This window comes from Micromonospora sp. A3M-1-15, from assembly GCF_024213425.1.
Lineage (GTDB): Bacteria > Actinomycetota > Actinomycetes > Mycobacteriales > Micromonosporaceae > Micromonospora > Micromonospora chersina.
In genome coordinates, this window is sequence record NZ_JANAVK010000001.1 from 166,675 (window position 1) to 181,355 (window position 14,681).

Sequence of the window (14,681 nt, forward strand, 5' to 3'; positions counted from 1 at the left end):
CGGCGTCACGGGGGTCGGGCCACCGCCCGCTCAGCCGGTGGTGACGTCCGCGCGCGGGGTGAGGGTCGGGTCGTCGACGTCGAAGTAGCGCGGCCACTCCCGGCCGCGTCCCATCCGGAACAGGCGTACCAGCGGGCGGCTGCGGGCCGACCGGGCGTCCCGGACCAGGTCGGTGTGCACCTGCCGGGCCAGGGCCAGCCGCCGGCTGGCCGCGATCACCGCCTCGCAGGCCGGGTCGTCGGGGTCCAGTTCCACCGTGCGCAGCTGCCGGGTGAGGTCGTTCTCGGCGGCCTCCCGCTCCGCGGGGACGGCGTCCAGGGCGATCCGGGCCGCCGCGTAGAGCTCCACGCCGTACCGCTGCTCGGCCAGCACCGCGGCGGCGGCCGCGCGGCGCAGCAGGTGCGCGTCGAGCGCCCGGGCCGCGGACTCCGCGCGCGCCTGCAGCCGCTCGACCCGGCCGGCGGTCCAGATGAGGTACGCCGAGACCAGCCCGAGCACCAGGACCGCGCCCACCACCCACCACATGCCCGGCATCGTAGTGCTGCTCCTCATCCCGCCCGGCCCGCGCGGGCACCGGTCGACGCGCTCGTCACAGCGGCCACACCGGCCACCGGGTTCAGCCCAGCCCCGCCCATTCCTGGTCCATGACCCGGCCGTCGGTGGCCTCGATCGCCGCTGCGTATACCTCCAGAACCCGGCGGGCAACCACGGGCCAGTCGAAATTCGCCACCACCTGGTCGCCGCAGGCGGTCAGCGCGGCCCGCTGACCGCCGTCGTCGAGCAGCTCCGCCAGGGCGGTACGCAGCGCCGCCGCGTCACCGGTCGGGAAGAGGCGGCCGGCCCGCCCGCCGTCCAGGACCCGGCGGAACGCGTCCAGGTCGCTGGCCACCACGGTGGTGCCGGCCGCGAGCGCCTCGGTGAGGATCATCCCGAAGGACTCCCCGCCGGTGTTCGGCGCGACGTACAGGTGCAGGCTGCACAGCATGCGAGCTTTGTCCGCCTCGGAGACCAGGCCCAGGAAGGTGACCCGGTCCCGCAGGCCGGCCGGGAACTGCCCGTAGAGGTCGTCGGCGTCGCCCGGCCCGGCCACCAGCAGGCGCAGCCCGGGGCGGTGCGGCGCGAGCGCCACGAAGGCGTCCCGCAGGATCGGGAAACCCTTGCGGGGCTCGGTGAACCGGCCCAGGAAGCCGAGCGTCCCGCCGGTGCCCGGCGCGCACTCTCCCGGCCAGCCCGGCAGCGGCTCGACGCCGGCGAACTTCGCCACCGCCACCCCGTTGGGGATCTCCACGGCACCGCCGTCCATGTGCTCGACCTGCACCTTGCGGGCCAGCGCGCTCACCGCGATCCGGGCGGTGATCCGTTCGAGGAGGATCTGGAGCACGCCCTGCGCGGCGGAGAGCACCCGGGACCGGGTCATCGCGGTGTGGAAGGTGGCCACCACCGGCCCCCGGGCGCACAGCACGGCGAGCATCGACAGGCTCGGGGTGAGCGGCTCGTGCACGTGCAGCACGTCGAAGTCGCCCCGGTTCATCCAGCGCCGCACTCGCGCCGTGGAGACCGGGCCGAACGCGATCCGGGCCACCGACCCGTTGTACGGCAGCGGCACGGCCCGCCCGGCCGACACCACGTACGGCGGCAGCGGCGAGTCCTCGTCGGCCGGGGCCAGCACGCTCACCTCGTGACCGAGGCCGAGCAGCGCCTCGGCCAGGTCCATGACGTGGTTCTGCACCCCGCCCGGGACGTCGAAGGAGTACGGGCACACGATGCCGATCCGCATTGCGCCCGCTCCCTCAGATCGTCCCGGTGGTGGCCGCCGGCGGCGCCGGGGCGGTGGAGCCGTCCGCGCGCTGGTCCAGCCACATCCGCTGCAACATGTGCCAGTCTTCCGGATGCCGGGCGATGCCCGCCGCAAGACCGTCGGCAATCCGCTGGGTCACCGCGCGTACCCGGGCGTCCAGCGGGGCGCTGTCCGGGTGGGGCAGCTCCAGCGGGCCCTCGAGGGCGGCGCGGGGGCGGTCCGGCTCGTACCAGAGCGAGGCCACGTAGAGCGGCGCGCCGGTGCGCAGCGCCAGCAGGGCCGGGCCGGCCGGCATCCGGGTCCGGCCGCCGAAGAACTCCACCTCCACGCCCCGGGCGGAGAGGTCCCGGTCGGCGAGCAGCGGCACCACGGCGCCGGCCCGCAGGCGGTCCACCAGCACGTCGAACGCCGGCCGGTCACCGCCGCTGGTGGGCAGGATCTCCATGCCGAGGCCCTGCCGGAAGGCGAGGAAGCGCTCGTAGACGGCCTCGGGCTTGAGCCGCTCGGCGACCGTGGTGATCGGCCAGCCGGTGGCGGCCACCCAGGCGCCGGCGGCGTCCCAGTTGCCGGCGTGCGGCAGCGCGACCACCGCGCCCCGGCCGGCCGCCACGTCGGCGGCGAGCTTCTCCTGGCCGTCGAGGTGGAACCCGGCGAGGATCTGCTGCCGGCTCAGGCTCGGCAGCCGGAACGCCTCCATCCAGTACCGGGCGTACGAGCGCAGGCCGGCGCGGACCAGCCGGTCCAGCTCCGCCTCGGGCAGCTCCGGGCCGACCACGCGGCGCAGGTTGGCGCGCAGTCGAGCCGTACCCTTGCCGCCCCTGCGGTGGGCGCTGTCGGCGCCCGCCCGGAAGGCGGCGGCGACCACGGGCCGGGGCAGCGCGCGGGCCAGCCGCCAGCCGGCGACGTAGCCCACCTCGGTGAGGTTCACTCCCGGCCGACCAGCTGCGCCTGCCGGTACACGTGGGCCATCCGCTGGCCGACCGTGAAGATCGAGACGGCGGCGAGCAGCCAGAGCGCGATCTCCAGGGCCGGGTCGACGCCGAGGCCGGTGAGCAGGCCGCCCACCCCGACGATCAGCAACCGCTCGGTGCGCTCGGCGATGCCCACGTTGCAGGTCATCCCGAGGCCCTCGGCGCGGGCCTTCACGTAGGAGACCAGCCCGCCGGCGGCCAGGCAGAGCAGCGCCGCGGCCACGCCGGAGTACTGGTGCTCGGTGGCCAGCCAGTACGCGACCGCGCCGAAGACCGCGCTGTCGGCGACGCGGTCCATGCTCGAGTCGAGGAAGGCACCGAACCGGGTGGAGCCGCCGCTCATCCGGGCCATCGTGCCGTCGAGCAGATCGGTGAGCGCGAAGACCGTGACGATCAGCGCACCGGCGACCAGATGACCGCGGGCACCGAAGCCGAGCGCGCCGACGAGCACGCCGACGGTGCCGGTCACGGTGACCGCGTTGGGGGACACACCCGCGCGGAGCAGTCCGCGCGCGACCGGCTCCACGACGCGGGTCATGCCCGCGCGGGCCGTCACTTGGAAGATCTTCGCCATGGCTGTCCCACGATAACGGCCGGCAGCGGCCGGGGACACAGCCGGTCGTACCGACCCGCCAGGCGTACTTGTGCCGACCCGGTTACGGGTGTGAGATCGAGCGTGGGAGGTGAGCCAGTTCACCGGATCACCGGTCCGCGTACCCGTCGTTGAGGAGATCACCGGAAGATATCGCCGCGGCGCCCGTCCGGGGCCGCTTCCCCGTCGCGCGCGGCGGTCGCCACCACCACCGGTTGAGGGAGGTGCGCCGCGATGGCGCAGAAGAATCAGGAGAAGGGTGTCACCGGCGGCGCGCCGGTGGTGACCGAGCCCGGCAGGGTTCGCAACGTGGTGCTCGTCGGGCACTCCGGGGCGGGCAAGACGACCCTGGTCGAGGCGCTGCTCGCGACCAGCGGCACGATCGGCCGGGCCGGCAGCGTCACCGACGGCACCACGGTCTGCGACCACGACCCCGCCGCCGTCCGCCAGCAGCGCTCGGTGAGCCTGGCCTGCGCCCCGCTGCTGCACCGCGACGTCAAGGTCAACCTTCTGGACACCCCCGGGTACGGCGACTTCGTCGGCGAGCTGCGCGCCGGGCTGCGGGCCGCCGACGCGGCGCTGTTCGTGGTCTCCGCCGTCGACGGCATGGACGCGGCCACCGCCGCGCTCTGGGAGGAGTGCGCCGCGGTCGAGATGCCCCGCGCCGTCGCGGTGACCCGGCTGGACCACCCGCGCGCCGACTTCGACGAGGCCGTGGCGCTCTGCCAGCGGGTCTTCGGCGACAACGTGCTCCCGCTCTACCTGCCGATGCTGGGCGACGACGGCGAGTCGGTGGCCGGCCTCATGGGGCTGATCACCCGGCGGGTCTTCGACTACTCCCAGGGCCTGCCCGCGGCGGTGCGCGAGCCCGACCCGGAGCACCTGCCCGCCATCCAGGAGTCCCGCAACGAGCTGATCGAGGGGATCATCGCGGAGAGCGAGGACGAGACCCTCATGGACCGCTACCTGGGCGGCGAGGAGATCGACACCGACGTGCTCATCACCGACCTGGAGACGGCGGTCGCCCGCGGCCACTTCTACCCTGTGGTGCCGGTCTGCGCGGAGACCGGCGTGGGCCTCGACGCGCTGCTGGACGGCCTGGTGGCGGCGTTCCCGTCGCCGCTGGAGCACGAGCTGCCCGCGGTCACCGGGGTGGACGGCTCGCCCCGGCCGCCGCTGGCCTGCGACCCCGACGGCCCGCTGGTCGCCGAGGTGGTCAAGACGACCGTGGACCGGCACGTCGGCCGGGTCTCCCTGGTCCGGGTCTTCTCCGGCACGCTCCGCCCCGACCAGGTGATCCACGTGTCCGGGCACGGCATGGCCGAGCGCGGTCACCCCGACCACGACGCCGACGAGCGGGTCGGCCACATCTACAGCCCGCTCGGCGCGACGCTGCGCGAGGTGCCCACCGCGGTGGCCGGTGACATCTGCGCGATCACCAAGTCGGGCAGCGCGGAGACCGGCGACACCATCTCCGTCAAGGAGGAGCCGCTGCTCATCGCCCCGTGGGAGATGCCGGAGCCGCTGCTGCCGGTGGCCATCGTGGCGAAGAGCCGGGCCGACGAGGACGCCCTGGCCCGCAACCTGGCCCGGCTGGTCGCCGGCGACCCGACGCTGCGGCTGGACCGCAACGCCGAGACCCACCAGCTGGTGCTCTGGTGCATGGGCGAGGCGCACGCCGACGTGGTGCTCGATCGGCTCCGCGCCGGCGGGGTGGAGCTGGAGACCGAGCCGGTCCGGGTGGCGCTGCGCGAGACGTTCACGGCCGGCGCCAAGGGGCACGGCCGGCACGTCAAGCAGTCCGGCGGCCACGGCCAGTACGCGGTCTGCGACATCGAGGTCACACCCCTGCCGCGGGGCGCCGGCTTCGAGTTCGTGGACAAGGTGGTCGGCGGGGCCGTGCCGCACAACTACATCCCCTCCGTGGAGAAGGGCGTCCGGACGCAGATGGAGCGCGGCCTGGTCGGCGGCTACCCGGTGGTGGACCTGCGGGTGACCCTCTTCGACGGCAAGGCGCACAGCGTGGACTCCTCCGACGCGGCGTTCCAGACCGCGGGCGCGCTCGCCCTGCGGGACGCCGCCGAGAAGGGGCAGCCGACGCTGCTGGAGCCGGTCGACGAGGTGACCATCCGGGTGCCCGACCCGTCGGTGGGCGCCGTGATGGGCGACCTGTCCGGCCGGCGCGGCCGGGTGCTCGGCACCGAGCCGGACCCGGACGCCGAGGGCCGCACCCTGGTCCGCGCCGAGGTCCCCGCCACCGAGCTGCTGCGCTACGCCGTCGAGCTGCGCTCGATGACCGCCGGCACCGGCACCTTCCGCCGCGAGTTCGCCCGCTACGAGCCGATGCCCGCCCACCTGGCCGAGCAGGTCCGCAAGGAGGCCGGCAGCCGCCCCTGACCCGCGCCACGACCCCCCACCACCGTCACCGCCCGCCTCGATCATGGAGTTGTGGTTCCCGGTCCATCCGGTTGCGACCGTTTTCGGCGGTGCCACCACTCCGTGACCGCGGCGGCGCTGGTCAGGGGCGGGCGGCCGGGACGGGTGGCATCGGCCAGTGCGGGCGGTCGGCGTCGCGCAGGGCGGCCGCGCGCAGGGCGGCGAGCCGGCGCTCCACCTCGGCGAACTGGTCCGCGGCGAGCGGGCCCCGGGCCAGCGCGGCGGCGTTCTCCTCCACCTGGGCGACCGTGCGGGCGCCGGGGATCGGCACCGCCCGGCCGCTGCGCGCCCAGATCCAGCCGAGCGCGCCCTGCGCCAGGGTCCGGCCGTCGGCGGTGAGCGCGTCGCGGACGGCGGCGACTCGGCGCAGCCACTCCGGTGCGGGCCGGCCGCTGCGGAACCACTCCAGCCAGGTCGGCGCGGTGCCGCGCACGTCGTCGCGGGGCAGCGTCGACGCCGGCGTGTACTTGCCGGTGAGCAGCCCCATCCCGAGCGGCCCCCGGGCCAGGCTGGCCAGGTCGTGCTTCTCGCAGACCGCCAGCATGGCCGGGGCGTCCCGGAGCACCGACAGGCCGTGCTGCACGGCGGTGGCGCCCCGGGCCACCTGGGCGAAGGCCGCGGCGCGGTCGGCCCGGTCGGTGCTCCAGCCGTACGCCCGGACCAGGCCGTCGGCCACCAGGTCCTCCAGGGTGCCGATCAGCGCCTCGGCCCGGGGCACCGGCAGGTCGCCGAGGTGCAGTTGGTACAGGTCGATCCGGTCGGTGTCCAGCCGGCGCAGCGAGTCCACGACGGCCCGCCGCAGGTACTCCGGCGAGGCGTCCTCCCCGGTGGCCTGCCGGGTCCGCTCGTCGAACGTGTAGCCCCACTTGGTGGCGATCACCGCCTCGTCGCGGCGGCCGGCGAGCGCCCGGCCGAGGACCCGCTCGCCGTGCCCGGCCCCGTACGTGTCGGCGGTGTCGAAGAGCGTCACCCCGAGGTCGAGCGCGCGGCGGACCGCCCGGACCGACTCCTCGTCGTCGACCGCGCCCCAGCCAAGCGGGCGGGCACCCTCGGCCCACGGGCCGCCGATCGCCCAGCAGCCCATGCCGAGGGCGCCGACCGCGATGCCACTGCGACCCAACGGCCGCGTGCTCACTGCCATCGCCGCATCCTGCCACCTTCCCAAGACCCGTGGGCGGCTTCCTCACCCCCGGTGCCGGGCCGGCCGGCGGACGGTCAGCGGGCGTAGGCCAGCAGCACCGGGTCGGCCTGGCCCGCCCAGGCGCCGGTCAGCCGGGCCGGCGTCGGGGCCTCGGCCGGGGCCGGCCGGCGGACCAGGGCCAGCTCCGCGCCACCGGCGCGGATCAGCGTCGGGTCGCCGTCGACCACCTCGTCGACCAGGTCGAACGCCGGCGAGGTGCCGGACCGGCTGCCGGTCAGGGTCATGCTGGCCGGGCGCACCTCGCGCCGGCCGTCGACCTCGAAGTACTCCTCCGCCTGCCCGGCGTCGGCGAGGACGGCCGCGGCCAGGGCCGGCGGGTAGACCGGGTCGCCGCAGGCGTCGTACACCCAGCGTGGGCCCAGCACGGAGTGCTCGGTGGTGCCGACCAGCCAGCGGTCGGCGCCGGCCAGCGGCGCGGCCCGGTAGGTCAGCGGCACCTGGAGGACCGGCCCGTCGCCGGCCCGGACGAGGATGGTCTCGATGCCGACCTCGCCGGCCGGGTCGTCGAACCGGTAGGCGGCCACCCGGGTGACCTCCGCGCCCGCCGTGCCGGCGAACCAGGGCCGGCCGGGCAGCCAGGTGGCGAGCAGGTCGAGCTTCGAGGGGCGCAGTTCCGCGCGGTGCAGCAGGGCCATGCCCAAGATCGTACTGCCGGGGGCGGACCGCAGGGGGCGCCGACCTCCCGGCGGCGCGGCACCGCCCCGCGACGTCAGCCCGGCGGCGCGGCACCGCCCTCCGGGTCAGCCGGGCGGCGGGCGCACCGCGGGCGGCGTCAGGCCGGCCAGGCCTTGGCGAACAGGTCCCGGGTGTCGGCGAGCAGTTGCGGCAGGACCTTGGTGCGGCCGATCACCGGCATGAAGTTGGCGTCGCCGCCCCACCGTGGCACCACGTGCTGGTGCAGGTGCGCCGCGATGCCCGCGCCGGCCACGCCGCCCTGGTTCATGCCCAGGTTGAAGCCGTGCGCGTTGGAGACGTGCCGGACCACCCGCATGGCGTCCTTGGTGAACGCGGCCAGCTCGGCGGTCTCCGGCACGTCCAGCTCGGTGTAGTCGGCCACGTGCCGGTACGGGCACACCAGCAGGTGGCCCGGGTTGTAGGGGTAGAGGTTGAGCACCGCGAAGACGTGCTCGCCCCGGGCCACCACCAGGCTCTCGTCCGGCGGCAGGCCGGGGGCGAGGCAGAACGGGCAGCCGGTCGGCTTCTCGTACCCGCCGGCGGGCCGGTCCTCGCCCGAGATGTAGGTCATCCGGTGCGGCGTCCAGAGCCGCTCCAGCCCGTCCGCCAGACCGTTGTCGCCGCCGCCGCCGGTGCCGTCGAAGTGCCGTTCCGCCCCAGTCACACGCCGATCCTACGGTCACCGCGCCGTCGCCCACCCGTCCGGACCGGCCGGGTGGGAGACGGGTGGCTCAGGTGTTGGGCGTGCCCTCCGCCGACGGGCCCGAGTTGGTGCGGGACTCGGCGACGTCCCGCACGTGGGCCACCGCCTCCTCGATCGGCACGCCGTTGCGCTGGGACCCGTCCCGGTAGCGGAAGGAGACCGTGCCGGCGGCCACGTCGTCGTCACCGGCGATCACCATGAACGGGATCTTCTGCTGCTGGGCGTTGCGGATCTTCTTCTGCATCCGGTCGTCACCGGCGTCGACCTCGGCCCGGATGCCCTGCTTGCGCAGCGTGGTGACGAAGTCCTGGAGGTAGTCGGTGTGGTCCTCGCGGATCGGGATGCCGACCACCTGCACCGGGGCGAGCCAGGCCGGGAACGCGCCCGCGTAGTGCTCGGTGAGCACGCCGATGAACCGCTCGATCGACCCGAACTTGGCGCAGTGGATCATGACGGGCTGCTGCCGCGTGCCGTCGGCCGCCTGGTACTCCAGCCCGAAGCCCTTCGGCTGGTTGAAGTCGTACTGGATGGTCGACAGCTGCCAGGTGCGCCCGATGGCGTCCTTGGCCTGGACGGAGATCTTCGGGCCGTAGAAGGCCGCGCCGCCCGGGTCCGGCACCAGGTCCAGCCCGGTCTCCATCGCGCACTGCTCCAGCACGGCGGTGGCCGTCGCCCAGTCCTCGTCGGACCCCACGAACTTGTCGAGCCGGGCCTCGTCGCGGGTCGACAGCTCCAGGTAGAAGTCGTCGATGCCGAAGTCCTTGAGCAGGCTCAGCACGAAGTTGAGCAGGTGCTTGATCTCGGCGGGCGCCTGCTCCCGGGTGCAGTAGGAGTGCGAGTCGTCCTGGGTCAGGCCGCGCACCCGGGTCAGCCCGTGGACCACGCCCGACTTCTCGTAGCGGTAGACCGACCCGAACTCGAACAGCCGCATCGGCAGCTCGCGGTAGGACCGACCGCGCGACCGGTAGATCAGGTTGTGCATGGGGCAGTTCATGGCCTTGAGGTAGTAGTCCGCGCCCTCGAGCTCCATGGGCGGGTACATGCCGTCGGCGTAGTAGGGCAGGTGGCCCGAGGTGTGGAAGAGCCCTTCCTTCGAGATGTGCGGGGTCCCGACGTACTGGAAGCCCTCCTCGATGTGGCGGGTGCGGACGTAGTCCTCCATGACCCGCTTGAGCACGCCACCCTTGGGGTGGAAGACCGCCAGGCCGGAGCCGATCTCGTCGGGGAAGCTGAACAGGTCCAGGTCCGCGCCGAGCTTGCGGTGGTCGCGCCGGGCGGCCTCCTCCAGCAACTTCAGGTACGCCTTCAGCTCGTCCCGCGTCGGCCACGCGGTGCCGTAGACCCGCTGGAGCTGCGGGTTCTTCTCGGAGCCACGCCAGTAGGCGGCGGCCGAGCGCATCAGCTTGAACGCGCCGATGAGCCGGGTGTTCGGCAGGTGCGGGCCGCGGCACAGGTCCGACCAGCAGACCTTGTCCTCGTTGGCGGCGAGGTTGTCGTAGATGGTCAGCTCGCCGCCGCCCACCTCCATCACCTCGGAGGAGTCCAGCCCCTCGCCCTTGACCTCGATCAACTCCATCTTGAACGGCTCGGCGGCCAGCTCGCCGCGCGCCTCGTCCAGGCTGCTGAAGCGGCGCCTCCGGAACCGCTGGCCGGACTTGACGATCTCCTGCATCCGCTTCTCGAGCTTCGCCAGGTCGTCCGGCTGGAACGGCTTGGCCACCTGGAAGTCGTAGTAGAAGCCGTTCTCGATGGGCGGGCCGATGCCGAGCTTGGCCTCGGGGAACACGTCCTGCACGGCCTGGGCCAGCACGTGCGCGGTGGAGTGGCGCAGCACGTTCAGCCCGTCCGGGCTGTCCAGGGCGACCGGCTCGACCGCGGTCTCCTCGGCCGGCTTCCAGTCCAGGTCGCGCAGCACGCCCTGCGGGTCGCGGACCACCACGATCGCCTTCGGACCGTTCATCGGCAGCCCGGCCGCGGCCACCGCGTCGGCCGCCGTCGTCCCGGCGGCGACGACGACGGGGTCGGCCACGATCGGGGTACGGGGTGCGGACACGGTGACTCCTGTCGTCGACGGGTTCGGCTGTGCCGGGTACCGGCCCCTGCGATGCTATCGGTCGCCCCGACCCGCGCCGTCAGCGACGCCGCGCTCCCCCGACCGATCAGTTCCGTCCCCCGTTGAACCTTTCCGCCCCGGCGCCCGAACTACCGGGTGGGGCCGGAGCCGGTTGCCGGCCGCGTCGACACGGATGGGGACGACCATGACGATGACCCGTCGGGGCCGCTGGTGGGCGACGGCGCTGCTGGCCGGCGCGCTCGGCGGCACGCTGGGCTGGCCCGCCGCCGCGAGCGCCGCCGAGGTGACCCTCACGACCTCACCGGCCCAGGTGCGGCAGGGCGACGCCATCGAACTGGCCGTGGTGCTGCCCGAGGAGCGGTCCGGCAGCCGGACCAGCCGGATCGAGCTGCGGATGCCCGCGGACGCCCCGATCGGCGAGGTCTATCCGCTGTCCGTGCCGGACTGGGCGCCCACCATCACCACCCGCACGCTCGACCGGCCGGTCGCCGGCATCCACGCCTCGGAGCTGAACCAGGTGACCGACGCGGTGACCTGGATCCGGATGCCGGGCGGCTCCACCGGGCCGGCCCGGCTGTCGCTGGGCATGGGCCCGATGCCGGCCACCGACAAGCTCGCCTTCACGGTGGTCCAGACCTACGCCGACGGCACGGTGGTCCGCTGGGCCGACCCGCCCGGCGGCGCGCACCCCGCCCCGACGGTCACCCTGCTGCCGCCGCTGCCGGGCGCCGGCGCCCCCGGCGACCCGGCCGCCGCGCCGGCCGGCCACGCCGGCCACGGGGACCCGGCCGCCGAGCCGCCGGCCGAGGCGGCCACCCCGGCCCGGCCCGCCGACGACGGACCGAGCGCCGACCTGCTGCTGGGCGGGGGGCTGCTCGCCGGGCTGGCCGGCGGAGCGGCCCTCGGCTGGCTCCTGAGCCGCCGCCGCACCACCCTCACCCTGCCGTCCGACTCCCCCGCGCCGCCCGCCGGCGACCCCACCCCCGCGGGCGACACCCCCGAGGACGACCCTGCCGGGCCCCACGCCGCCAGCACCGGAACGGCACCCCTCACCCCCTCGGGCTCCCGCTGAGCGCTCCGCCCGCGGAGAGATCCACCACGCCGGACGGGCGGTCAGGCGGGGGTGGTGAGCCAGTCCGGGAGGGGTTCGCGGGCCGCGAGCCAGCCGTCCGGGACGCCGCCGGGGGTGCCCACGCCGGTGTGCGCGGCCACCACGCCGCCGACGATCGCCGCCGTGGTGTCCACGTCCCCGCCCGCCTCGACGCAGGCGCGGATCGCGGCCGGGTAGTCGTGCAGGTGGGTGGCGGCGACCCAGAGGCAGAAGGGCACGGTGTCCTGCGCGGTCACCCGGGAGCCGTTGCCGAGCGCGTCGGCCACCTCGGCGGCCGGGTGGCCGGGCAGCGCGGCGGCCCGGCGTACGCCCCGGTGCACCTCGCCGGCCGGGTCCAGGGCGCCGGCCACCACGGTGAGCAGCCGGGCCGGCTCGGGCGGGTCCCCGTCCAGCCGGCCCCGGGCGGCCAGCGAGGCGGCCACCGCCACGGCGACCGCCCCGGCGATCCCCTCCGGGTGGGCATGGGTCACCTCGGCCGAGGCGCGGGCCTGGTCGGCGGCCCGCCGGGTGGAGTCGGCGTACCAGGCGCCGAGCGGGGCCACCCGCATGGCCGCCCCGTTGCCGCAGGAGCCCTGCCCGTCGAACGCGGACGCGGCGGCCACCGGCCAGGGCGTGCCGGCGCGGATGAGTTCGAGGAGTTCCACGGCGCCGGTGCCGTAGCGACGGGCCGGGTCGTAGTGCGCCGCGAAGGCGAGCGCGAGGGCGTCCCGGTCGACCCGACCGTGCGCGGCCAGCACGGTGAGCACCGAGCAGGCCATCTCCGTGTCGTCGCTCCACGGCCAGGGGCCCGGCGGGAGCGCGTCCGCCCAGGCGGCCACGGCCCGGCCCGGCACGAAGAACCGGGCGCCGAGGGCGTCGCCGACCGACAGGCCGGCCAGCGCGTCGCGGGCGAGCGTGAGGCGGGTGTCGGGGAAGAGAGTGAACGTCATCGCCGTCCCAGCTTGCCCGTTTCCGGGGAGTGCCGCAACGCGATCAACTTGCCACGCCGAGTACGGTGCTGACGTGGCAACCGTCCTCCTGGTCGAAGACGATCACGTCGTACGCGGTGCGATGCTGCGCTCCCTCACCGACCGGGGACACGCGGTGCACGCCGTCGGCACGGCGCTGGACGCGCTGCGCCGGGTGGCCGCCGAGACCCCCGACCTCGTGGTGCTCGACCTCGGCCTGCCCGACCTGGACGGCTCCGACGCGCTGCGGATGCTGCGCGGGATCACCGACGTGCCGATCATCATCGCCACGGCGCGGGACGACGAGCAGTCGGTGGTCCGGCTGCTGCGTGCGGGCGCCGACGACTACATGGTCAAGCCGTTCACCGGCGCCCACCTGGACGCCCGGATCACCACCGTGCTGCGCCGGGCCGGCCGGGCCAGCCGCACCGTCCAGCCGGCCGTGCACACGGTCGGCGGCCTGCGGGTGGACGTGGGCGAGCGCAGCGCGGTGCTGGACGGGGAACCCCTGGCCCTCACCCGCAAGGAATTCGACCTGCTGGCGTATCTCGCCGCACGTCCCGGCCGGGTAGTGTCCCGGCGGGAACTCTTGGAGGAGGTATGGCGGCAGCCTTCGGTCGGCGAGGACCAGACCATCGACGTTCACCTGTACTGGCTGCGCCGCAAAATGGGCGAGTCCGCGGCGAAGCCGCGCTACCTGCGCACCGTGCGGGGGGTCGGCTTCCGGCTGGTGGCGCCGGACTGAGGCCGGCGCTGGCCTGGCTCACGGCCGGCATGTGCAGCCTCGTCGCGCTCGCCTTCCTCGTCCCGCTCGGGATCACCCTGTCCGACCAGGAGCGGGAGGAGAAGCTGGCCGACGCGGCCCGGCGCAGCGCGCTGGTCACCGGCGCGCTCGCGGTCAGCACCGACCCGGAGATCGTCCGGCGGGCGGTTGCGGCCAGCGGCGACGACCCGGCGCTGCGGCCCGTCGTACACGGCATCGGGGTCGACGAGACCGCGGGCCGCGCCGACGCGGCGGCGCTGGACCGGGCCGCCGCCGAGCGGCGCTCGGTGGTCACCGAGGTGGCCGGCGGCGTCCTCCGGCTGGACCCGGTGGTGCTCGGCGACCGGGTCGCCGTGGTGGAGGTCTTCATCCCCGACGACGTGCTCGACGAGGGTGCCGGCGGGCGGTGGCTGCTGCTGCTCGCGGTGGCGGTGGCGCTGGTCGGCGCCGCGGTGGTGGTGGTCGACCGGGTGGCCGCCCGGGCCGTCGACGCCACCGGCGAGCTGGTGAAGGCGGCCCTCGCGGTCGGCGACGGCGAGCTGGGCGTGCGGGTGGAGCCGACCGGGCCGCGGGAGCTGGCGGAGGCCGGGCACGCGTTCAACCGGATGGCCGAGCGGCTGGTCGCGCTCCGCGCCGACGAGCGGGAACTCGTGGCCGACCTGTCGCACCGGCTGCGGACGCCGCTGACCGCGCTGCGGCTGGACGCCGAGGCGCTGGAGTCCGACGACACCAGCATCGGCACGTTCAGCGAGGCGGAGCTGGACCGCCGCCGCGGCATCCGGCGGATCCGGCAGGCCATCGTCACGCTGGAGGGCGAGGTCGACCAGCTGATCAAGACGACCCGCAAGGCGGTCGGGCAGGAGACCGGCCCGGCGACCTGCGACGTCAGCGAGGTGGTCCGGGACCGGATGGTCTTCTGGTCGGCCCTCGCGGGCGACCAGAACCGGCCGCACCGGGTGGTCGGGGCGCAGCTGCGGATCCCGGCGCCGGTGCCCCGGGCCGAGCTGGCCGCCGCGCTGGACGCGGTGATCGGCAACGTCTTCCGCTACACGCCGCAGGGCACCGCGTTCGAGGTGGCGGTGAGCCGGCGGGACGGCTGGGTGGCGATCCGGATCGACGACGCCGGCCCCGGCATCCCCGACCCGGACCGGGCGTTGCGCCGCGGCGCCAGCGACCAGGGCTCCACCGGGCTGGGGCTGGACATCGCCAAGCGGGTCGCGTTGCAGGCCAACGGCTCGGTGAGCATCGACCGGGCCCGGCTCGGCGGGGCCAGCGTGGTGATGCTGCTGGCCGACCCGGAGGCGACGCCCCGGCAGGTCAACCGGTTCGGCCTGGTGGGCCGGATGGCGCGGGACGCCCGGGAGCCGCGGGCCGGCCGGCGCTGGCCGCGCCCGCGCTGAGGCGGTGGCT

The 14,681-nt window shown here is 75.3% G+C and carries 13 protein-coding genes; 4 read left to right on the plus strand and 9 right to left on the minus strand.

Annotated elements, in window-relative coordinates; translation table 11 throughout:
* Positions 1-30: 30 nt before the first annotated feature.
* The 4 genes from NLX85_RS00795 to pgsA form a co-directional block, all read right to left on the minus strand.
* Positions 31-534, minus strand: a complete 504-nt coding sequence (locus tag NLX85_RS00795) for a hypothetical protein (RefSeq protein WP_254331101.1) — start codon at positions 532-534, stop codon at positions 31-33.
* Positions 535-616: 82 nt separating this feature from the next.
* Positions 617-1,777, minus strand: a complete 1,161-nt coding sequence (locus tag NLX85_RS00800; RefSeq protein ID WP_254331102.1) for a glycosyltransferase family 4 protein — start codon at positions 1,775-1,777, stop codon at positions 617-619.
* A 13-nt stretch (positions 1,778-1,790) separates the two neighbouring features.
* Entirely contained in the window at positions 1,791-2,726 is a 936-nt protein-coding gene (locus NLX85_RS00805) for a phosphatidylinositol mannoside acyltransferase (RefSeq protein WP_254331103.1), read from the minus strand.
* Positions 2,723-3,343: a phosphatidylinositol phosphate synthase gene (pgsA, locus tag NLX85_RS00810; protein ID WP_254331104.1), complete on the minus strand. Its 621-nt coding sequence runs from the start codon at positions 3,341-3,343 to the stop codon at positions 2,723-2,725. The genes NLX85_RS00805 and pgsA overlap by 4 nt, the downstream gene beginning before the upstream one ends.
* Before the next feature lie 252 nt (positions 3,344-3,595).
* Here pgsA and NLX85_RS00815 point away from each other — a divergent pair, with 252 nt between their 5' ends.
* Positions 3,596-5,758 (plus strand): elongation factor G-like protein EF-G2, encoded by a 2,163-nt coding sequence (locus tag NLX85_RS00815; RefSeq protein ID WP_254331105.1) that lies wholly within the window; start codon positions 3,596-3,598, stop codon positions 5,756-5,758.
* Positions 5,759-5,879: 121 nt separating this feature from the next.
* Here the strand turns inward: NLX85_RS00815 and NLX85_RS00820 are convergent, their stop codons facing one another.
* The 4 genes from NLX85_RS00820 to thrS all read right to left on the minus strand — a co-directional run bounded on the left by NLX85_RS00820 (position 5,880) and on the right by thrS (position 10,429).
* Entirely contained in the window at positions 5,880-6,938 is a 1,059-nt protein-coding gene (locus tag NLX85_RS00820; RefSeq protein ID WP_254331106.1) for an aldo/keto reductase, read from the minus strand.
* 74 nt (positions 6,939-7,012) lie between these two features.
* Positions 7,013-7,633, minus strand: coding sequence for a hypothetical protein (locus NLX85_RS00825; protein ID WP_254331107.1), 621 nt, complete (start codon positions 7,631-7,633; stop codon positions 7,013-7,015).
* A 137-nt stretch (positions 7,634-7,770) separates the two neighbouring features.
* Positions 7,771-8,337, minus strand: a complete 567-nt coding sequence (locus NLX85_RS00830) for an HIT domain-containing protein (protein WP_374628040.1) — start codon at positions 8,335-8,337, stop codon at positions 7,771-7,773.
* A gap of 67 nt (positions 8,338-8,404) precedes the next feature.
* Positions 8,405-10,429 (minus strand): threonine--tRNA ligase, encoded by a 2,025-nt coding sequence (thrS, locus tag NLX85_RS00835; RefSeq protein ID WP_254331108.1) that lies wholly within the window; start codon positions 10,427-10,429, stop codon positions 8,405-8,407.
* A gap of 205 nt (positions 10,430-10,634) precedes the next feature.
* Here thrS and NLX85_RS00840 point away from each other — a divergent pair, with 205 nt between their 5' ends.
* Entirely contained in the window at positions 10,635-11,522 is an 888-nt protein-coding gene (locus NLX85_RS00840) for a DUF1775 domain-containing protein (RefSeq protein ID WP_254331109.1), read from the plus strand.
* A gap of 41 nt (positions 11,523-11,563) precedes the next feature.
* On the opposite strand, the gene NLX85_RS00845 is transcribed toward NLX85_RS00840, so the two are convergent.
* Positions 11,564-12,490, minus strand: a complete 927-nt coding sequence (locus NLX85_RS00845) for an ADP-ribosylglycohydrolase family protein (protein WP_254331110.1) — start codon at positions 12,488-12,490, stop codon at positions 11,564-11,566.
* Between the two features lie 73 nt (positions 12,491-12,563).
* Here NLX85_RS00845 and NLX85_RS00850 point away from each other — a divergent pair, with 73 nt between their 5' ends.
* Both NLX85_RS00850 and NLX85_RS00855 read left to right on the plus strand, forming a co-directional pair.
* Positions 12,564-13,253 carry a response regulator transcription factor gene (locus NLX85_RS00850; protein ID WP_089155714.1) on the plus strand — a complete coding sequence of 230 codons (690 nt, stop codon included), beginning with the start codon at positions 12,564-12,566 and terminating at the stop codon, positions 13,251-13,253.
* 29 nt (positions 13,254-13,282) lie between these two features.
* Positions 13,283-14,671, plus strand: a complete 1,389-nt coding sequence (locus NLX85_RS00855; RefSeq protein ID WP_254331111.1) for a HAMP domain-containing sensor histidine kinase — start codon at positions 13,283-13,285, stop codon at positions 14,669-14,671.
* The last annotated feature ends 10 nt before the right edge of the window (positions 14,672-14,681 follow it).

Coding starts and splice junctions, on each gene's coding strand:
- NLX85_RS00795 (WP_254331101.1), bottom strand. CDS start 534: ATGCCGGGCATGTGGTGGGTGGTGGGCGCGGTCCTGGTGCTCGGGCTG.
- NLX85_RS00800 (WP_254331102.1), bottom strand. CDS start 1,777: ATGCGGATCGGCATCGTGTGCCCGTACTCCTTCGACGTCCCGGGCGGG.
- pgsA (WP_254331104.1), bottom strand. CDS start 3,343: ATGGCGAAGATCTTCCAAGTGACGGCCCGCGCGGGCATGACCCGCGTC.
- NLX85_RS00815 (WP_254331105.1), top strand. CDS start 3,596: ATGGCGCAGAAGAATCAGGAGAAGGGTGTCACCGGCGGCGCGCCGGTG.
- NLX85_RS00820 (WP_254331106.1), bottom strand. CDS start 6,938: ATGGCAGTGAGCACGCGGCCGTTGGGTCGCAGTGGCATCGCGGTCGGC.
- NLX85_RS00825 (WP_254331107.1), bottom strand. CDS start 7,633: ATGGCCCTGCTGCACCGCGCGGAACTGCGCCCCTCGAAGCTCGACCTG.
- NLX85_RS00840 (WP_254331109.1), top strand. CDS start 10,635: ATGACGATGACCCGTCGGGGCCGCTGGTGGGCGACGGCGCTGCTGGCC.
- NLX85_RS00845 (WP_254331110.1), bottom strand. CDS start 12,490: ATGACGTTCACTCTCTTCCCCGACACCCGCCTCACGCTCGCCCGCGAC.
- NLX85_RS00855 (WP_254331111.1), top strand. CDS start 13,283: ATGTGCAGCCTCGTCGCGCTCGCCTTCCTCGTCCCGCTCGGGATCACC.